Here is a 15,178-nt window from a genome sequence, read left to right as displayed (position 1 = left end):
AGTTTTATATAAAAATAAATATATAATTTTTTTTATATTCCTGATACTTGAACATCTGATATTAACATTGAACCACATTGTATACTATTTTTATAATTTATATCATTACTGATATTTACTACGTTAAGAAACAAATCTTTTAAATTTCCTGATATGGTGATTTCACTAACAGAATATTGAATTCTATTATTTGATACCCAAAAACCAACTGCTCCATATGAATAATCTCCTGTAATTAAATTAATACCATTACCTAATAATTCAGTTATAAATAATCCTGTTTTCATATTTTCTAGTAAACCATTAAAATTTATTTTTAAAGTTGAAGTAACTATCCAATTGTGAATTCCTCCTGAATTTCCAGTACTCAATTTTCCTAATTTTTTTCCTGAATAATTATCTAATAACCATGTAGTTAATATTCCTTGTTTAATTATATAACGAAATTTAGTTTTAACTCCTTCGTTATCGAATGGTTTAGATCCTATACCCTTATCTAAATCTGGGTCTTCTTGAATATTTATCCAACTAGGAAAAATTTTTTTTCCTAATTTATCTAATAAAAATGTTGATTTTTTATATATATTTTCTCCATTTATTGCCATAGAGAAAAGTAGTAAAATTTCAGCTGTAACATCAGAATTTAAAATAACTGAAGATTTCATTGTTTTAATTTTAGTAGGCGATAATCGAGACAAAGCTTTTTCTGCACTTTTTGTTCCTATCCAAATAGGACTTTTCATATCCTTAATATCTCTTACAAAAGAATATTCGTAATCTCTTTGCATGTCATGTTTATTTTTTGCTATAACACAAGTTGATAAAGAGTATTGGCTAGTATGATATGCTTGAATCATATTATAAGTATTTCCAAAAACTTTAGTGGTTATATAGGCATCAAAAGAGCTTCCTTCAGTATTTACAATTCTTTTATCGTATTCAAAAGATGTATTTTCAGCTAAGATTGCTAAATTTTTTACCGTTTCTAATTGAAAATTCCAAGGATAAAATAAATTTATTTTTTTTATTTTAAATGCTAATAATTTTTTTTCAGGTAAACCAGAAAAAATATCTTCTGTTGTATGTCTAGAAATATTAATAGCACCTTCTATAATTTTATGTATTCCATTCATACTCAAATCAGAAGAGTAAACAGTACCTGTTTTATTTTTATTAAAAACTGTAATAATTAAATTTGATTCATTATGAAATTCTATATTTTCTAATTTTCCAAATCGTATATTTATATTAATTCCTGTAGTTCTTATAATTGTTATTGCTGCATTTTCCACTTTATTTTTGATCAAACTTAAAATTGTTATTATTTTTTCTTTTAATAACTGCTCTTCTACATTTGTTGAATGAAAAATATTCACTGTAAAAACTCCTTGTATTTTAAAAAAAATTTTTTTGAAAAAAAATTTTTTAAAAAAATATTTAGTTTCTAATAAAACTTTATCAAATATTTACTATTAGTGCTAGAATTTTAATTCTAGAATTTAAAAATTAATCTGATTAATATTAAAAATACTAATTTTTTATAAGATCAAAAAATAAAAAATTGTTTTTTTTCTATTTTTTTTGCTATTATAAAAAACAGTTAATATTTATATTATTCATAATGCGAATAAAAAATTAGGAAAAAATTATGAATTTAAACATTATTCCTTCCGGAAAAAATATTCCTGAAAATATTTATGTTATTATTGAAATATCTTCCAATTCAACTCCTATAAAATATGAAGTTGATAAAAAAACTGGGGTTTTATTTGTAGATCGTTTTATTTCAACTCCAATGTTTTATCCTTGCAATTATGGATATATAAATAAAACAGAATCTCAAGATGGAGACCCTCTAGACGCTTTAGTACCATCACCACATCCTATTTTACCAGGATCGGTAATTTTATGTCGTCCTATAGGTTTATTAAAAATGATTGATGAATCTGGAGAAGATAATAAAGTTATTGCTGTTCCTGAGAAAAAAATTAGTAATATATATACAGATATTAAAAATATAAATGATCTTTCAAAAACATTAAAATCAGAAATTGTACATTTTTTCTCACATTACAAAGATCTTGAGCCGAAAAAATGGGTTAAGAATATCGAATGGTGTGATTATAAAGCAGCAAAAAAAGAAATTTTATCCTGTTTAAAACGAAAAAAAGAAATTTTGTCTATATAAAATATACATATAATTATTTATTTTTTATATTCAAAATCATTTTTTTAATTATTATCTATTTTTATTTAGGAAACTTTAAAATGTCTCAGATTTGCAAAATTACTGGAAAAAAACCAATGTCAGGAAACAATCGTTCTCATGCAATGAATGCAACTAAAAGAAAATTTTTTCCAAATTTACAAATACATAGATTTTGGATTAGTGAAAAAAGAAAATTTATAAAATTAAAAGTTTCAACTAAAGCTATTCGTTTAATTGATAAAAAAGGAATATCATATTTTTTAAAAAAAGAAAAAAAAGTATAAATTTTAAAGAAAATAAAATATAAAAAATTGTGGAGAATCTATGGCTAAAAAAGTTAGAGAAAAAATAAAACTAGTTTCATCTAGTGGATCTGGTCATTATTATACTACTACGAAAAATAAAAGATCAAAACCAAAAAAATTAGAATTAAAAAAATATGATCCAAAAATTAAAAAACATGTCTTATATATCGAAAAAAAAATAAAAAAATAATTTTTATTATTAAATTTAAAAAAAAATTAAAACACTATAATTGATTCAATAGATTAAAAAAAAATGTTTTATATACTAAAGATGCTATTGGAATAAAGTTATACAACATTATAATTCCTACTATTAATGTAGTTGGAATTCCAATTGAAAAAATAGATAGTTGAGAACAAATACGATTTAAAAAAGAAATAATAATATTTATTAGTAATAAACTTATTAAAATAGGAAATATAAACATTATACTTTGTAATAAAACTACATTAAAAAAAATAACTAAATTAAAAAATATTTTCTTTTCAAAAAAAATATTTTGTATAGGAAGAATTTGAAAACTTCTAATAATAATTTGTAATACAATTAAATGTCCATTAAGTGAAAGAAATAAAAAGTTTGTAAATAAACTAATTAATCTTGAAAGAACTAAACTATTCAAACGAGAATTTAAATCAAATATAGCAGAGAAAGATAATCCCATTTGCACGCTTATTATTTCTCCTGCTATTCTAGAAATTGAAAAAATTAAAACAATAAAATATCCCATTATCATTCCGATTAGAATTTGTTCTATTAGAATTAAAATTCCTTTCGATGAAAATAATGAAAAGTTTAAATTAAATGTATTGCTTTCTAAACAACAGCTAATTAATATTGAAAATAATAATTTAATTTTATAATTAATAACCTTATTACCTAAAATTGGAACAATAATTATAAATGAAAAAATTCTCACTAAAGAATAAATAAAAAAATTTAATTCTTTTAATAATTCATATAAGGAATAATTTTCTAACATTTTTAATTATTCAGCTGAAAATTATTAAATAAAAAATACATGTAATCTTTTATTATTCTAAGCATCCAAGGTCCTAAGATAATTAAAGTAATGATAACTGCAAACATTTTAGGAATAAAAGATAAAGTTTGTTCATTAATTTGTGTTACAGCCTGAAAAACTCCAACAATTAAGCCTGTTATTAATGATACTAATAATAGTGGTAAAGATAACATTAAAATTACTTTTAAAGCTTCATGAAAAATTAAAGAAATATACTGAGAAGACATACAATTCCTTTTTTATCTTTTATAATATTTTTAATTAAAAAAAAATAATAATTACATATAAAAACTATTTGCTAATGAAAAAACTAGTAATTTCCATCCGTCAACTAAAACAAAAAGCATTAACTTAAGAGGAAGAGCAATAGTTGATGGAGGTACCATCATCATTCCTAATGACATTAAAACACTTGCTACTACTAAATCTATAATTACAAAGGGAATAAAAATAGTAAATCCTATTTGAAAAGCAGTTTTTAATTCACTTGTAATAAAAGATGGTAACAAAATATTCATAGGAACATCTTCTTTTTTTTTAAATGCAAATTTATGAGAAATATTAGAAAATGCTATAAGATCAGATTCTTTTACTTGATTCAACATAAATTTTTTAAAAGGATATATACTTTTATTAATAGTTTTTTTTATTGAAATTTTATTTTCAACAAAAGGAAGATATGCTTCTTTATATGCTTGATTAAATACAGGTGACATAATGAAAAATGTTAGAAATAAAGAAAGACCTACTATTATTTGATTAGATGGAGAAAAAGGTATTCCCAAAGCGTTTCTTAGTAAACTAAAAACAATAACTATTCTAGTAAAACTCGTCATCATTAATAAAACAGCTGGAATAAATGTTAATAATGCTATAAATATGATTATTTTTATAGAGGATGAAAAATATTCGTTATTATTATTTAAAATATTGTCTATAGTAACATTTGAATTATTTCCATAAACTGATGATGAAAAAAATAAAGAAAAAAAATAGAATAATGAGAAGAAATTAAATCTTCTAAAAAAATAACTACTACTTTTTTGTAACATTTTTATCACCTTTAACAGATAAATTTTTATTATATATTCTGTATTCAGGTAAGATTTTATGCAAACATGTTATATTGTTTTTAGTTATACCTAATATTAAAACTATTTGATGAAATTCAATAATTAATATGTAGTTATTTAAATCTATAAAAGTTTTAGAAATAATTTTCACATGTTTGTTTTTCTCAAATTTGAATATTTTTATTTTTTTAAAAATAAAAAAAACAAGTGAAAAAAAACTTATTAATATTAATATTAATAAAAAATTTTTATGTTCAAAAAAAATTTCTTTTAAAAAAACAGCATACATGCTTAAACATTTCATTATTTCATGCATAAATAATTTACCTAATATACTTCCTTAATTTAATTAAAATGTTTCAACTTTAAATTATTAATTATGTTTTAATAATTAAAAATATTTTTTTCAATATAAATATTATTAAATTATTAAAAAAGTTTTTTTTGTTACAAAAAAACTTTTTTAATAATTTTATTATATCCATATTTTTTTTTATAAATAAAAAAGTTAACTTACAAAAAAATTTATTAAATTTAAATAAATTTTTACTTTTAAAAAATAAAAATTTAATTTTAAAACTTAATTTTTTAAATATTTATTTAAAATTTTTTTTAAAAAATATGTATAAACATATTTATTATGTATTTAATTTTCTCCTTATATAAAAAAGTCACTTAATAATATAGATATTAATCTTTGCTGTAAAATTTTAAATGAAAATATATTTATAAAATATTATTTATTAAAAAATTTTAAATTTTTAAAAAAAACTATCATTAAAAATTTTAAAATATTTTAAACTAAATATAATAATTATTATTAATAATAGTCTTTGTTTAATTTATAAAATTCAAAAAATATTTTTTTACTAAAAATATTTTTTTTACTTAAACAGTTATTTAATATTAATTTTTATATTACATAAATTTTTTTTAAAAAATAAATGTATTTCAAATACAAAAAAGATTTAGTTTTTATTTAAAAATTTCTTATTTATTTTTTTATTTTTTTCATTTAAAATTAAAGAATTATTTTTAAAAAATTTTCTTTTTAAAAAAAAATAATTTTTTTTATAAAAAAACATTCCAAATAGAATAATTAAAAATAAAAAAGAAAATATATATACTATTTTTTTATATTCTATAAAAAAATTAAACCCATTGATAGAGTTAACAATTATTTTTGGTTGATTAGAACTATTTTCTAAAAATCTAGTATTAATGATCTTAATTTGATCACCTCGTTTTGAGGAATATCCTATAGCTCCTTTAATCATTTTTTTTATTTTATTTAAATCAGTATTAGAAATCGATTTATTTTTATTAAATTTATTTTTTAAATCATTTATAACTATTCCTACAGATAATTTTTTAATTTCCCCGGAATTAATTTTCGTATGTGAAACAGTATGATTTAATTCATAATTTTTAGTTTTATTATTAAAATCATGAATATTTAAAAAACTAATGTGGTCATTATTATTTTTTTTAAAAAAATCAATATTTTTTTCTAGATTATTTTTATCAAATATATTTTTTTTAAAATTTTTTAATAACAAAATTTGATTTTTTAAAATATTTAAATAAGCTGAAAAGGCTTCTTCATTAATTGAAATATCTTTTGATCTAATCGATTGATTTTTTTTATTTCCATTTGGATGATAAATTTCGTCTGTTTTTTCTTTTTCATTAAAATTTATTTGAGCTGTTACTTCTACTTTTATATTTTCATTTCCAAAAATAGGTTGTAAAAGAGTTTTAACCTTCTCTTTATACTGAGATTCTATTCTTGAAATATATTTATTTCTAATATCATTAGAAAAATTTAGCTCAGCAGTAGACTCATCTAATAATTTCCCGAATTGATTTAATACCACTACTTTATCTACTGATAAACCTATAACGCTATTTGAAACTAAATTTTTAATACCAACTATTTGTTCTGAATTTAAAAAAGTATTAGGCTTAACTTCTAAAAAAACTGAAGCTGAAGGATCTTTTTTTTCTTCCATAAATAAAGAAGATTTAGGAGGCCATGCTATATGTACTCTAGCATCATTGACTAAAATTAATCTTTGAATGGTACGAGAAAGCTCACCTTCTAACGCTCTCTGATAATTAATTTTTTCATTAAATTGACTAATTCCAAACTTTTGACTATCTAATAATTCAAATCCTATCTCTGGTTTTTTTATAAAAGATTTATTTAACGCTAAATGATGTAAATTATTTATTTTTTCTGTAGGAACTAACAAACTATTAGAATTTTTTACAAATTGATAAGGAATCTTCAAATTTTCCAACTTTTTTACAATGATTTTTTTTTCTTCATTTGATAAGTTAGTATATAATAAAGAATATTCTGCAGAATTTTCCCATAAAGAAAAAAAAATTATTCCGGAAATTATTATAAAAATAACAAAAAATAAAATTTTAAAATTACTAATAGAATTTTTTAAAAAAAATTTTATTTTTTTTATAACTTTTTCATATATATTTTCAATATAATTTACATTCATAAAAATTATCCTACTGCTAATTTATTTTGTTTATTTTTTTAAATTATTTTAAAAAATTAAAAATAAATTTCTTTTTTAAAAATTTTTTTTATTTTTTTTAAAAAAAAGTATTTTTCTTGAAAGTTCAAATTTATCATTTATAATCTATACAAATAAAAAAAAATTTTAAAAAATAAGAAAAAAATGTTTATCAATACAATTAACAATTGTGAAAAAATTTACAATAAAAAAATAGAAAATTTAAAAATAAAGGAAACTGATAATTCAAAAAAATTTATTATATTAACTCCAAAAAAAAATACGAAAATTAATATTAATAAACAAAATAAAACTAATTTATCAAAAAATAAAGAAGATAATTTATCTTTTAAAAATTCTATTATTAAATTAGAAAATTCTGAACTCTCTATTCAAACTGCTATGCGCTTAGCAAATAAATTAATTTCAGTTTACCAAGAAATTATGAATTTACAATTATAAAAACTAAAAAAATGAAAAATAAAGCTTAAGTAATAGTTTTTTTATTTTCAAAAAATTACTTTAATAAAAAATTTTAATAATTTTGGAGCTAAACGGAATTGAACCGATAACCTTTTGCATGCCATGCAAACGCTCTACCCTATTGAGCTATAGCCCCCCCCGATTACAATTATATTGCTCTCATATAAAAAACATTTAATTAAAAAAATATTTTTAAAAAAAAAATTAAATAGTTCCAGAAATCCAATTCAACCCTTTTTTAATTCTTAATAAAACTACATCTTTCCCTAAAAGAAAAACTATCGTATTAATAGAAAAAAAATTTTCTTTTCCTGTTAAAATTATTCTTAAAGGAATTGCTAATTCTTTAAAATTAATTTTAAATTTTTCTACAACCTTTTTTAAAGCAAAAGAAATACTTTCAATATCCCAACTTTTAATATTTTTTATTTTTTTATAAAAACAAAATACTACTGCGTTAGTATTTAAATGAATATATTGTTTATTTAAATCTTTTAAAATAATATTTTCTTTGTAAAAAATTTTACATTCGTTAGCCATATCTTTAACAGTGCTAAATCTAAATCTTAATAATTTAATTAATTCCTTTAAATCAGGTCCAAATTTTATATTTATATTCATAATTAGAAATTGATTTTTTAAAAGAAGAACTAGCCGATCTATTGAAATTTTTTTCATATAATATCGGTTATACCAAGATAATTTCTCCATATCAAACATACTAGAAGAAGAACTAATATCTTTTAAATCAAAAACCTCTTTTACTTCTTCTATTGAAAAAATTTCTCTATTTCCATTAGACCAACCTAATCTAAACATATAATTTAATAATGCTTCTGGTAAATATCCTTTTTTATGATACGACATAACGTCCACTAAATTATTTCTTTTTGAAATTTTTTTTCCTTTTTCATCAACTATCAAAGATAAATGAGCGTATGAAGGAATATTTATTCCTAATGAATTCATAATATTAATTTGACGAGGAGTATTATTAATGTGATCCTCCCCTCTAATTATATGGGTAATATTCATATCTCGATCATCTATCACAACACAAAAATTATATGTTGGAAGACCATCCTCTCTTTGAATAACAAGATCATCTAACTCTTTATTTTGAAATATTATATTCCCCCTTATTTGATCTTTAACAATTACAGAACCTTTTAAAGGATTTTTAAATCTAACCACATAAGATTGATTTTTTTTATAAAAAATTTTATTTTTCCTACATTTTCTATCATACTTAGGTTTTTTATTTTTTGATATTTGTAATTTTCTAATATTTTCTAGTCGTTCTTTTGAACAATAACATTTATATGCTTGACCATTAGAAATCATAGATCGAATAATATTTTGATAATAAGATAATTTATCTATTTGAAAAAAAGGACCTTCATCCCAAGTTATACCTAGCCATTTTAAACTATCAATAATTGATTTAACTGCATTTGATGATAAACGTTTAATATCAGTATCTTCTATTCTTAAAATAAATGATCCTTTATATTTTTTTGCAAATAACCAAGAATATAAAGCTGTTCTAGCTCCTCCAATATGTAAAAAACCTGTTGGGCTTGGAGCAAATCTTGTTCTTACTTTCATATAAACCTTCTGTTTTATAAAATTTTTTATTTCTAAAAAAAAAATTAATTTTTAATATTACTTTACTTAATAAAAAATATTATATTTCAAATAATCATTGACTCAATTTTTTTTGCATTTATAATAGTTATATTGGGTGATTAGCTCAGTTGGTAGAGCGCCTCCTTTACACGGAGGAAGTCGGCAGTTCGATTCTGTCATCACCTATATTCTTTAAAACTATCAAATTTACTTTTCAATATAGGGTCGTTAGCTCAGTTGGTAGAGCAGTTGACTTTTAATCAATTGGTCGCAGGTTCAAATCCTGCACGACCCAAAAAATATTATTTAAAATACTTCTTTATCTCTAAAGATAATTGGTTTTCATTAATTACTTTAATATTCATTATTTTGGATTGGATAATTTTTTTTCCAGGTTTTTCCCCAAAAATTAAAAAATCAGTTTTTTTGGATAAAGTTTTATTCACTTCAGCTCCTAAAGAAATTAACTTTTTTTCTATCCAAGTTCTTTTATTTATATTAAATTTTCCTGTAAGAACTATATTTTTTTGAAAAAAAATAGAATTCTTATATTTTTCTTTATTTGTACTTTCAATATTTTCATTTTTGAAAAATGATATATGTTTTAATAAATCAAAAATTAAATTTCTATTTTTTTCTTTTTGCATAAAATTATATACATTTACAGAAATTTCTTTTCCTATATTTTTTATAGATATTAGTTCTTCTAAAGAAGAACACATTATCTTATTAATATCTTTATAATGAAAAGAAATATTTTTTGCAATAACTACTCCGACATCTAATATCCCTAAACCATATAAAAAACGGGATAAAGTCGTTTTTTTTGATTTTAGTATATTTTGAATAAGCTTATTAGCTGATTGTTTTCCAAATTTTTTTATCTTCGATAATTTATTAAAATCTAGAACATAAAAATCTGAAATATTTTTGACAATATTAGAATGAATTAAAATTTCTATAGTTTTATACCCTAAACCACTAACGTTTAATGCTTCTTTTGAAAAAAAATGAAAAATAGATTTTTTAAATTGGATAAAACATTTTAATCCTGCTGTACAAAATGAAATACTATTTTTATTAAATTTATTAATTCTTGAACTACAAGCTGGACATTTTTTAGGAAAAATTACTTTTTTATAATTAGACTCTCTATATTTTGGAAAAACATCTATTATTTTTGGTATGACATCCCCAGAACGACAAACTATAATTTGATCATTTATATGTAAATTAAATTTTTTAATTTGATTTTCATTATATAAAGAAACACTCTTAATTAATGCGTTTGATAAATAAACAGGCTTTATTCTTGCTACAGGAGTAATTACACCTGTTCTTCCTACTTTAAAATCAACTCCTATTAATGTAGTTTGTTGTCTTTCCGAAAGAAATTTAAAAGCTATAGCCCATTTTGGAAATTTTCTATTATTTCCTAATAAATATTGTAATTCTAAAGAATTGACTTTAATCACAATTCCGTCAATTTGAAAATCTAATAAATTTCTTTTTTTATAAATATTGTCATAAAAAGAAAAAATTTCTGAAACTTTCGAATATAATTTCAATTTGTTAATAGGAATTCCCCAAGTTTCAAATAATTTTAGCTGATCATAATGTGTTCTGTTATTATTTTCACCTTCGTATGTTCCATAACCATAACACAAAAACATTAAATTTCTTTCTGAAACAATATTAGGATCACTTTGTCTTAGGGAGCCAGCAGCTACGTTTCTTGGATTAGAAAAAACTTTTTGATTATTTAATAACAGTTTTTTATTTAAATTAAAAAAACTTTTTAAAGGAATAAATACTTCTCCTCTTATTTCTATTTTTTTAGGAATTTTTTCCCCTATTAACTTTTGAGGTATAGATTTAATTTTTTTTACATTTTTTGTAACATCTTCTCCATATTCTCCATTTCCCCGAGTAGTTGCCCATTTAAGAATTCCATTTTTATACATAATATTTAATGCTAAACCATCTAATTTTAATTCACAACAAAAAAGAATTTTTTCATTTCTACTTTTTAAAGTATTTCTTACTTTTTGATCAAATAATGAATATTCTTTTTTAGAATAAACATTATCTAATGAAAGCATAGGTACAATATGTTTAATAGGTTTATACCCTATTAACAGTGGACCTCCTACCGTTTTACTTACACTATTTTTTGTTTTTAAAAACTTATATTTTTTCTCTAAAAAACATAATTTTTTCATTAAAAAATCATATTTTATATCCGATATAACCGACTTACTTAAAGTAAAATATTGATAGTTATAATAAGTAATTTTTTTTTTAATATAGAAATAGATTTTTTAATTTTTTTCATAATGCTCCATATTATAATAATTATTATTAAATATTAAAAATAATATACAACAAATATGTTCAATCATTTTAATTAACATATTAATTATAATTTTTATATCGTACACAGCTTGTGTTCTATTATTTTAATGTTAACATATTCTTTTAATTAAAAAGATATTTAGATAAAAAATAAATTCTTAAAACATTTAATCTAATATTTTTTTAAAAAAAATGTTAGCAGCTTTTAAAACATGAAAATAAAAAATATTTATTAAATAAAATTTTTTTAAACATAATTAAATAACAAATAATTTATTTTTAAAAAGTAAATTATTTTTAAAAAAAATAACCTTACCAAAAGATATTAATCAGATAAATGATTTAAAAAAAAATATTTTTTTAAAAAATTTTGTTTAGATTGTTCCTTTATCTAAATATTATTTTTTAACAAAAAAATATTTTTTAAAAATATTAAATTTAAATAAGGAAAATTATGTGTAAAATATATAAGAATAATTTTTCAACTATTGGGAATACACCTATCGTTAAATTAAATAATATAGGAAATGGAAACATTTTTGTAAAAATAGAATCTCGTAATCCTGGTTTTAGTGTAAAATGTAGAGTTAGTCAAAATATAATTAACAATGCAGAAAAAATAGGAGAATTAACAAAAAAACAACATTTAATAGAAGCAACTAGCGGAAATATAGGAATTTCTTTAGCTTGCTTAGCTGCATCAAAAAATTACAAATTAACATTAACCATGCCTGAAACTATGTCAAAAGAAAGAATAAAATTACTTAAGATGTTAGGAGCTAATTTAATTTTAACTGATGGAAGTCAGGGTATGAAAGGGGCTATTAAAAAACTAAAAGAAATAATATTTTTAAATCCTAAAAAATATTTTTATACCAGACAATTTGAAAATCCTGCTAATCCAGAAATACATGAAAAAACTACAGGACCTGAAATTTGGAAAGATATGAAAGGAAAAATAGATATTTTCATTTCCGGTGTTGGAACAGGAGGTACTATTTCTGGTGTAAGCCGATATCTAAATAAAAAATCAGAAAAAAAAATATTAAATGTAGCTGTAGAACCAAAAAATTCTCCTATTATTACAAATTTAAAATACAAAAAAAAATTTCCAATTAGTGCACATAAAATTCAAGGTATTGGAGCTGGATTTATTCCGGAAAATTTAGATATAAATTTAATTGATAAAGTTATATTAATCAGCGATGAAGAAGCTATAAAATTTTCCAAAATGTTAATGAAAAAAGAAGGTATTCTTGCAGGTATATCTTCAGGAGCAGCTGTAGCTGCCGCACATAAAATTATCCAGAATCCTTTATATGAAGAAAAAAAAATAGTAGTAATTCTTCCTTCTTCTGGAGAAAGATATTTAAGTACTATTTTATTTCAATAAATTTTTCTGAAAAACATTTTTTTCAAATATTTTGAATCTTAAATAAAAATTATTTTTTTATACATTAAGTATTAATAAAATACTAACAAGGAAAGAATTATGTTTCAAAAGACAGTAGAAATACTACTAACACATGGATTACACATACGTCCAGCAGCAAAGTTTGTACAAGAAGCAAAAAAATTTAAATCTAAAATTATGGTAACAACAAATAAAAAAAGTGCTAGTGCAAAAAGTTTATTTAAATTACAAACATTAGGTATCGTTAAAGGTTCTAAAATTAACATATCTGCTGAAGGGGAAGATGAAAAGAAAGCTGTTGAATCTTTAGCAGAATTAATTACTGCCTTAAAAGAATAATTTTTACTTTTCTAAAATAGAATTTTTAAAATATTAAATTTCAATTCCTAAAAATAACAAGCTATCATCATATTAAAGGTAATATTATGATTTCGGGTATTATAGCATCTCCAGGAATTGCTCTTGGTAAAGCGTTAATAATAAAAGAAGAACCAATAATTATTAATCAAAAAAAAATTTCTTCTAAAAAATTAAATAAAGAAGTTAAAAAATTTATTAATGCAAGAGCAAAATCAATAAAACAATTAAAAAAAATAAAATTAAAAACAAGAAAATCACTTGGAAAAGAAAAAGAATCAATTTTTGAGGGACATATTATGTTACTTGAAGATGAAGAATTAGAACAAGAAATTATTTCTTGTATTCAAGAAAAAAATATGTCAGCAGAATTTGCTGCTCTTACAGTTTTTCAAAAGCAACAAAATGAACTAGAAAATTTAAACGATGAATACTTAAAAAATCGTGCTATTGATATTAAAGATATTAGTAACCGATTAATAAAAAATATTTTAAAATTTAAAATCATTGATTTAGAAAACATTACTGAAAAAGTAATTTTAGTTGCTAAAGACTTAACGCCTTCAGAAACAACTCAAATTAATATAAAGAAAATACTTGGATTTATTACAGATTTAGGAGGAAAAACTTCGCATTCATCTATTATAGCAAGATCATTAGAATTACCAGCCATCGTTGGAACAACTGATATTACTAAAAAAGTTCAAGATGGTGATTATTTAATTTTAGATAGTATAAATAATGAAATTTTTATTAACCCCCATACTAAACTAATAGAAGAATTTAAAAAAAGAAAAAAAAATTTTTTATTAGAAAAAAATGAATTACTAAAATTAAAAAAATTTCCAGCTATTACATTAGATAATCATAAAATAGAAATCGGAGCAAATATTAGCGGAATAAGAGATATTAAAAATGCAAAAAAATACGGTGCGGAATGTATTGGACTATATAGAACAGAATTTTTATTTATGGAAAGAAACTCCCTTCCATCTGAAGAAGAACAATTTAACTCCTATAAAACTATAGCAAGTTCTATGAAAGGAAAATTTGTTATTATTAGAACTATGGATATTGGAGGAGATAAAAACATTCCTTATATGAATCTTCCAAAAGAAGAAAATCCATTTTTGGGATGGAGAGCAATTCGAATTTTAATTGATAGAAAAGATATTTTACATACTCAACTGAGAGCGTTACTAAGAGCTTCAGCATTTGGAAAAATACGGATTATGTTTCCTATGATTATTTCAATAGAAGAAATAAGGTTTCTTAAAGAAGAAATAAAATTTATCAAAAAAAAATTATATCAGGAAAAATACGAATTTGATAAGAAAATAGAAATTGGAATTATGATAGAAACTCCAGCTGCTGCAGTAATTTCTTCTCATTTAGCAAAAGAAGTAGATTTTTTTAGTATTGGTTCAAATGACTTAACTCAATATACTTTAGCCGTAGATAGAGGAAACGATTTAATCTCTCATTTATATGATCCTATGAGTCCATCTGTTCTTAACTTAATAAAAAAAATTACTGATGCATCGCATTCAGAGGGAAAATGGACAGGAATTTGTGGAGAATTAGCCGCTGATAAAAATGCAACTGTTTTACTTGTAGGAATAGGAATAAATGAATTTAGTATGAGCTCTATTTCAATACCTTATATAAAAAAAATTATTAGAGAAACTAATTTTCAAAAATCTTCTGAAATTGCTGAATTAGCATTAAAAAAATCTACATCTAAAGAAATAATAGAAGTTATTAAACAATATAATGAAAATATTTAAATTA

15 protein-coding genes and 3 tRNA genes are annotated in these 15,178 nt (G+C 21.0%); 9 read left to right on the top strand and 9 right to left on the bottom strand.

The window, feature by feature from the left end; all coding sequences use genetic code 11:
* Positions 1–32: 32 nt before the first annotated feature.
* Positions 33–1,376, bottom strand: a complete 1,344-nt coding sequence (pmbA, locus tag RJT65_RS00395) for a metalloprotease PmbA (RefSeq protein WP_343152870.1) — start codon at positions 1,374–1,376, stop codon at positions 33–35.
* A 272-nt stretch (positions 1,377–1,648) separates the two neighbouring features.
* Between pmbA and ppa the strand changes: the two genes are divergently transcribed.
* From ppa to rpmG, 3 genes are all read left to right on the top strand, one after another.
* A complete protein-coding gene (ppa, locus tag RJT65_RS00390) occupies positions 1,649–2,188 on the top strand; it encodes an inorganic diphosphatase (protein ID WP_343152867.1) in 540 nt (179 codons plus the stop codon).
* Between the two features lie 80 nt (positions 2,189–2,268).
* Positions 2,269–2,493 (top strand): 50S ribosomal protein L28, encoded by a 225-nt coding sequence (rpmB, locus tag RJT65_RS00385; RefSeq protein WP_343152865.1) that lies wholly within the window; start codon positions 2,269–2,271, stop codon positions 2,491–2,493.
* A gap of 40 nt (positions 2,494–2,533) precedes the next feature.
* Positions 2,534–2,704 carry a 50S ribosomal protein L33 gene (gene rpmG, locus RJT65_RS00380; protein WP_343152864.1) on the top strand — a complete coding sequence of 57 codons (171 nt, stop codon included), beginning with the start codon at positions 2,534–2,536 and terminating at the stop codon, positions 2,702–2,704.
* Between the two features lie 34 nt (positions 2,705–2,738).
* On the opposite strand, the gene RJT65_RS00375 is transcribed toward rpmG, so the two are convergent.
* The 5 genes from RJT65_RS00375 to fliF form a co-directional block, all read right to left on the bottom strand.
* Positions 2,739–3,497, bottom strand: coding sequence for a flagellar biosynthetic protein FliR (locus tag RJT65_RS00375; RefSeq protein ID WP_343152862.1), 759 nt, complete (start codon positions 3,495–3,497; stop codon positions 2,739–2,741).
* A gap of 2 nt (positions 3,498–3,499) precedes the next feature.
* On the bottom strand, positions 3,500–3,766 hold the full coding sequence (fliQ, locus tag RJT65_RS00370; RefSeq protein ID WP_343152861.1) for a flagellar biosynthesis protein FliQ: 267 nt from the start codon (positions 3,764–3,766) through the stop codon (positions 3,500–3,502).
* 51 nt (positions 3,767–3,817) lie between these two features.
* Positions 3,818–4,591, bottom strand: coding sequence for a flagellar type III secretion system pore protein FliP (gene fliP / locus RJT65_RS00365; protein ID WP_343152858.1), 774 nt, complete (start codon positions 4,589–4,591; stop codon positions 3,818–3,820).
* Positions 4,575–4,928, bottom strand: coding sequence for a flagellar biosynthetic protein FliO (locus RJT65_RS00360; RefSeq protein ID WP_343152856.1), 354 nt, complete (start codon positions 4,926–4,928; stop codon positions 4,575–4,577). The genes fliP and RJT65_RS00360 overlap by 17 nt, the downstream gene beginning before the upstream one ends.
* A gap of 652 nt (positions 4,929–5,580) precedes the next feature.
* Complete coding sequence (fliF, locus tag RJT65_RS00355) at positions 5,581–7,131, bottom strand: flagellar basal-body MS-ring/collar protein FliF (RefSeq protein ID WP_343152854.1); 1,551 nt, start codon at positions 7,129–7,131, stop codon at positions 5,581–5,583.
* A 183-nt stretch (positions 7,132–7,314) separates the two neighbouring features.
* Here fliF and RJT65_RS00350 point away from each other — a divergent pair, with 183 nt between their 5' ends.
* Positions 7,315–7,611, top strand: coding sequence for a flagellar hook-basal body complex protein FliE (locus tag RJT65_RS00350; RefSeq protein WP_343152852.1), 297 nt, complete (start codon positions 7,315–7,317; stop codon positions 7,609–7,611).
* Positions 7,612–7,694: 83 nt separating this feature from the next.
* On the opposite strand, the gene RJT65_RS00345 is transcribed toward RJT65_RS00350, so the two are convergent.
* Together RJT65_RS00345 and gltX are read right to left on the bottom strand one after the other, a co-directional pair.
* Positions 7,695–7,768: transfer RNA gene (locus tag RJT65_RS00345), tRNA-Ala, on the bottom strand.
* A gap of 68 nt (positions 7,769–7,836) precedes the next feature.
* Entirely contained in the window at positions 7,837–9,240 is a 1,404-nt protein-coding gene (gene gltX / locus RJT65_RS00340; RefSeq protein ID WP_343152851.1) for a glutamate--tRNA ligase, read from the bottom strand.
* A 134-nt stretch (positions 9,241–9,374) separates the two neighbouring features.
* Here gltX and RJT65_RS00335 point away from each other — a divergent pair.
* Positions 9,375–9,447 (top strand) — tRNA-Val (locus RJT65_RS00335).
* Positions 9,448–9,483: 36 nt separating this feature from the next.
* Positions 9,484–9,556: transfer RNA gene (locus tag RJT65_RS00330), tRNA-Lys, on the top strand.
* Between the two features lie 7 nt (positions 9,557–9,563).
* Here RJT65_RS00330 and ligA read toward each other — a convergent pair.
* Positions 9,564–11,555: an NAD-dependent DNA ligase LigA gene (ligA, locus tag RJT65_RS00325; protein ID WP_343153196.1), complete on the bottom strand. Its 1,992-nt coding sequence runs from the start codon at positions 11,553–11,555 to the stop codon at positions 9,564–9,566.
* A 515-nt stretch (positions 11,556–12,070) separates the two neighbouring features.
* Between ligA and cysK the strand changes: the two genes are divergently transcribed.
* The 3 genes from cysK to ptsI all read left to right on the top strand — a co-directional run bounded on the left by cysK (position 12,071) and on the right by ptsI (position 15,174).
* Positions 12,071–13,009, top strand: a complete 939-nt coding sequence (gene cysK, locus RJT65_RS00320) for a cysteine synthase A (RefSeq protein ID WP_343152849.1) — start codon at positions 12,071–12,073, stop codon at positions 13,007–13,009.
* 99 nt (positions 13,010–13,108) lie between these two features.
* Positions 13,109–13,369: an HPr family phosphocarrier protein gene (locus tag RJT65_RS00315; protein ID WP_343152848.1), complete on the top strand. Its 261-nt coding sequence runs from the start codon at positions 13,109–13,111 to the stop codon at positions 13,367–13,369.
* An 86-nt stretch (positions 13,370–13,455) separates the two neighbouring features.
* On the top strand, positions 13,456–15,174 hold the full coding sequence (gene ptsI / locus RJT65_RS00310) for a phosphoenolpyruvate-protein phosphotransferase PtsI (RefSeq protein WP_343152844.1): 1,719 nt from the start codon (positions 13,456–13,458) through the stop codon (positions 15,172–15,174).
* The last annotated feature ends 4 nt before the right edge of the window (positions 15,175–15,178 follow it).

Source organism: Buchnera aphidicola (Mindarus japonicus) (assembly GCF_039393905.1).
Lineage (GTDB): Bacteria > Pseudomonadota > Gammaproteobacteria > Enterobacterales > Enterobacteriaceae > Buchnera_A > Buchnera_A aphidicola_B.
This window is presented reverse-complemented; position numbering and strand designations above follow the sequence as displayed.

Bases quoted from the DNA above. Each gene is read 5' to 3' on its own strand.
- RJT65_RS00375 (WP_343152862.1), bottom strand. From the start codon at position 3,497: ATGTTAGAAAATTATTCCTTATATGAATTATTAAAAGAATTAAATTTT.
- fliP (WP_343152858.1), bottom strand. From the start codon at position 4,591: ATGTTACAAAAAAGTAGTAGTTATTTTTTTAGAAGATTTAATTTCTTC.
- gltX (WP_343152851.1), bottom strand. From the start codon at position 9,240: ATGAAAGTAAGAACAAGATTTGCTCCAAGCCCAACAGGTTTTTTACAT.
- fliQ (WP_343152861.1), bottom strand. From the start codon at position 3,766: ATGTCTTCTCAGTATATTTCTTTAATTTTTCATGAAGCTTTAAAAGTA.
- ppa (WP_343152867.1), top strand. From the start codon at position 1,649: ATGAATTTAAACATTATTCCTTCCGGAAAAAATATTCCTGAAAATATT.
- fliF (WP_343152854.1), bottom strand. From the start codon at position 7,131: ATGAATGTAAATTATATTGAAAATATATATGAAAAAGTTATAAAAAAA.
- cysK (WP_343152849.1), top strand. From the start codon at position 12,071: ATGTGTAAAATATATAAGAATAATTTTTCAACTATTGGGAATACACCT.
- RJT65_RS00350 (WP_343152852.1), top strand. From the start codon at position 7,315: ATGTTTATCAATACAATTAACAATTGTGAAAAAATTTACAATAAAAAA.
- rpmG (WP_343152864.1), top strand. From the start codon at position 2,534: ATGGCTAAAAAAGTTAGAGAAAAAATAAAACTAGTTTCATCTAGTGGA.
- RJT65_RS00360 (WP_343152856.1), bottom strand. From the start codon at position 4,928: ATGCATGAAATAATGAAATGTTTAAGCATGTATGCTGTTTTTTTAAAA.
- rpmB (WP_343152865.1), top strand. From the start codon at position 2,269: ATGTCTCAGATTTGCAAAATTACTGGAAAAAAACCAATGTCAGGAAAC.
- ptsI (WP_343152844.1), top strand. From the start codon at position 13,456: ATGATTTCGGGTATTATAGCATCTCCAGGAATTGCTCTTGGTAAAGCG.
- RJT65_RS00315 (WP_343152848.1), top strand. From the start codon at position 13,109: ATGTTTCAAAAGACAGTAGAAATACTACTAACACATGGATTACACATA.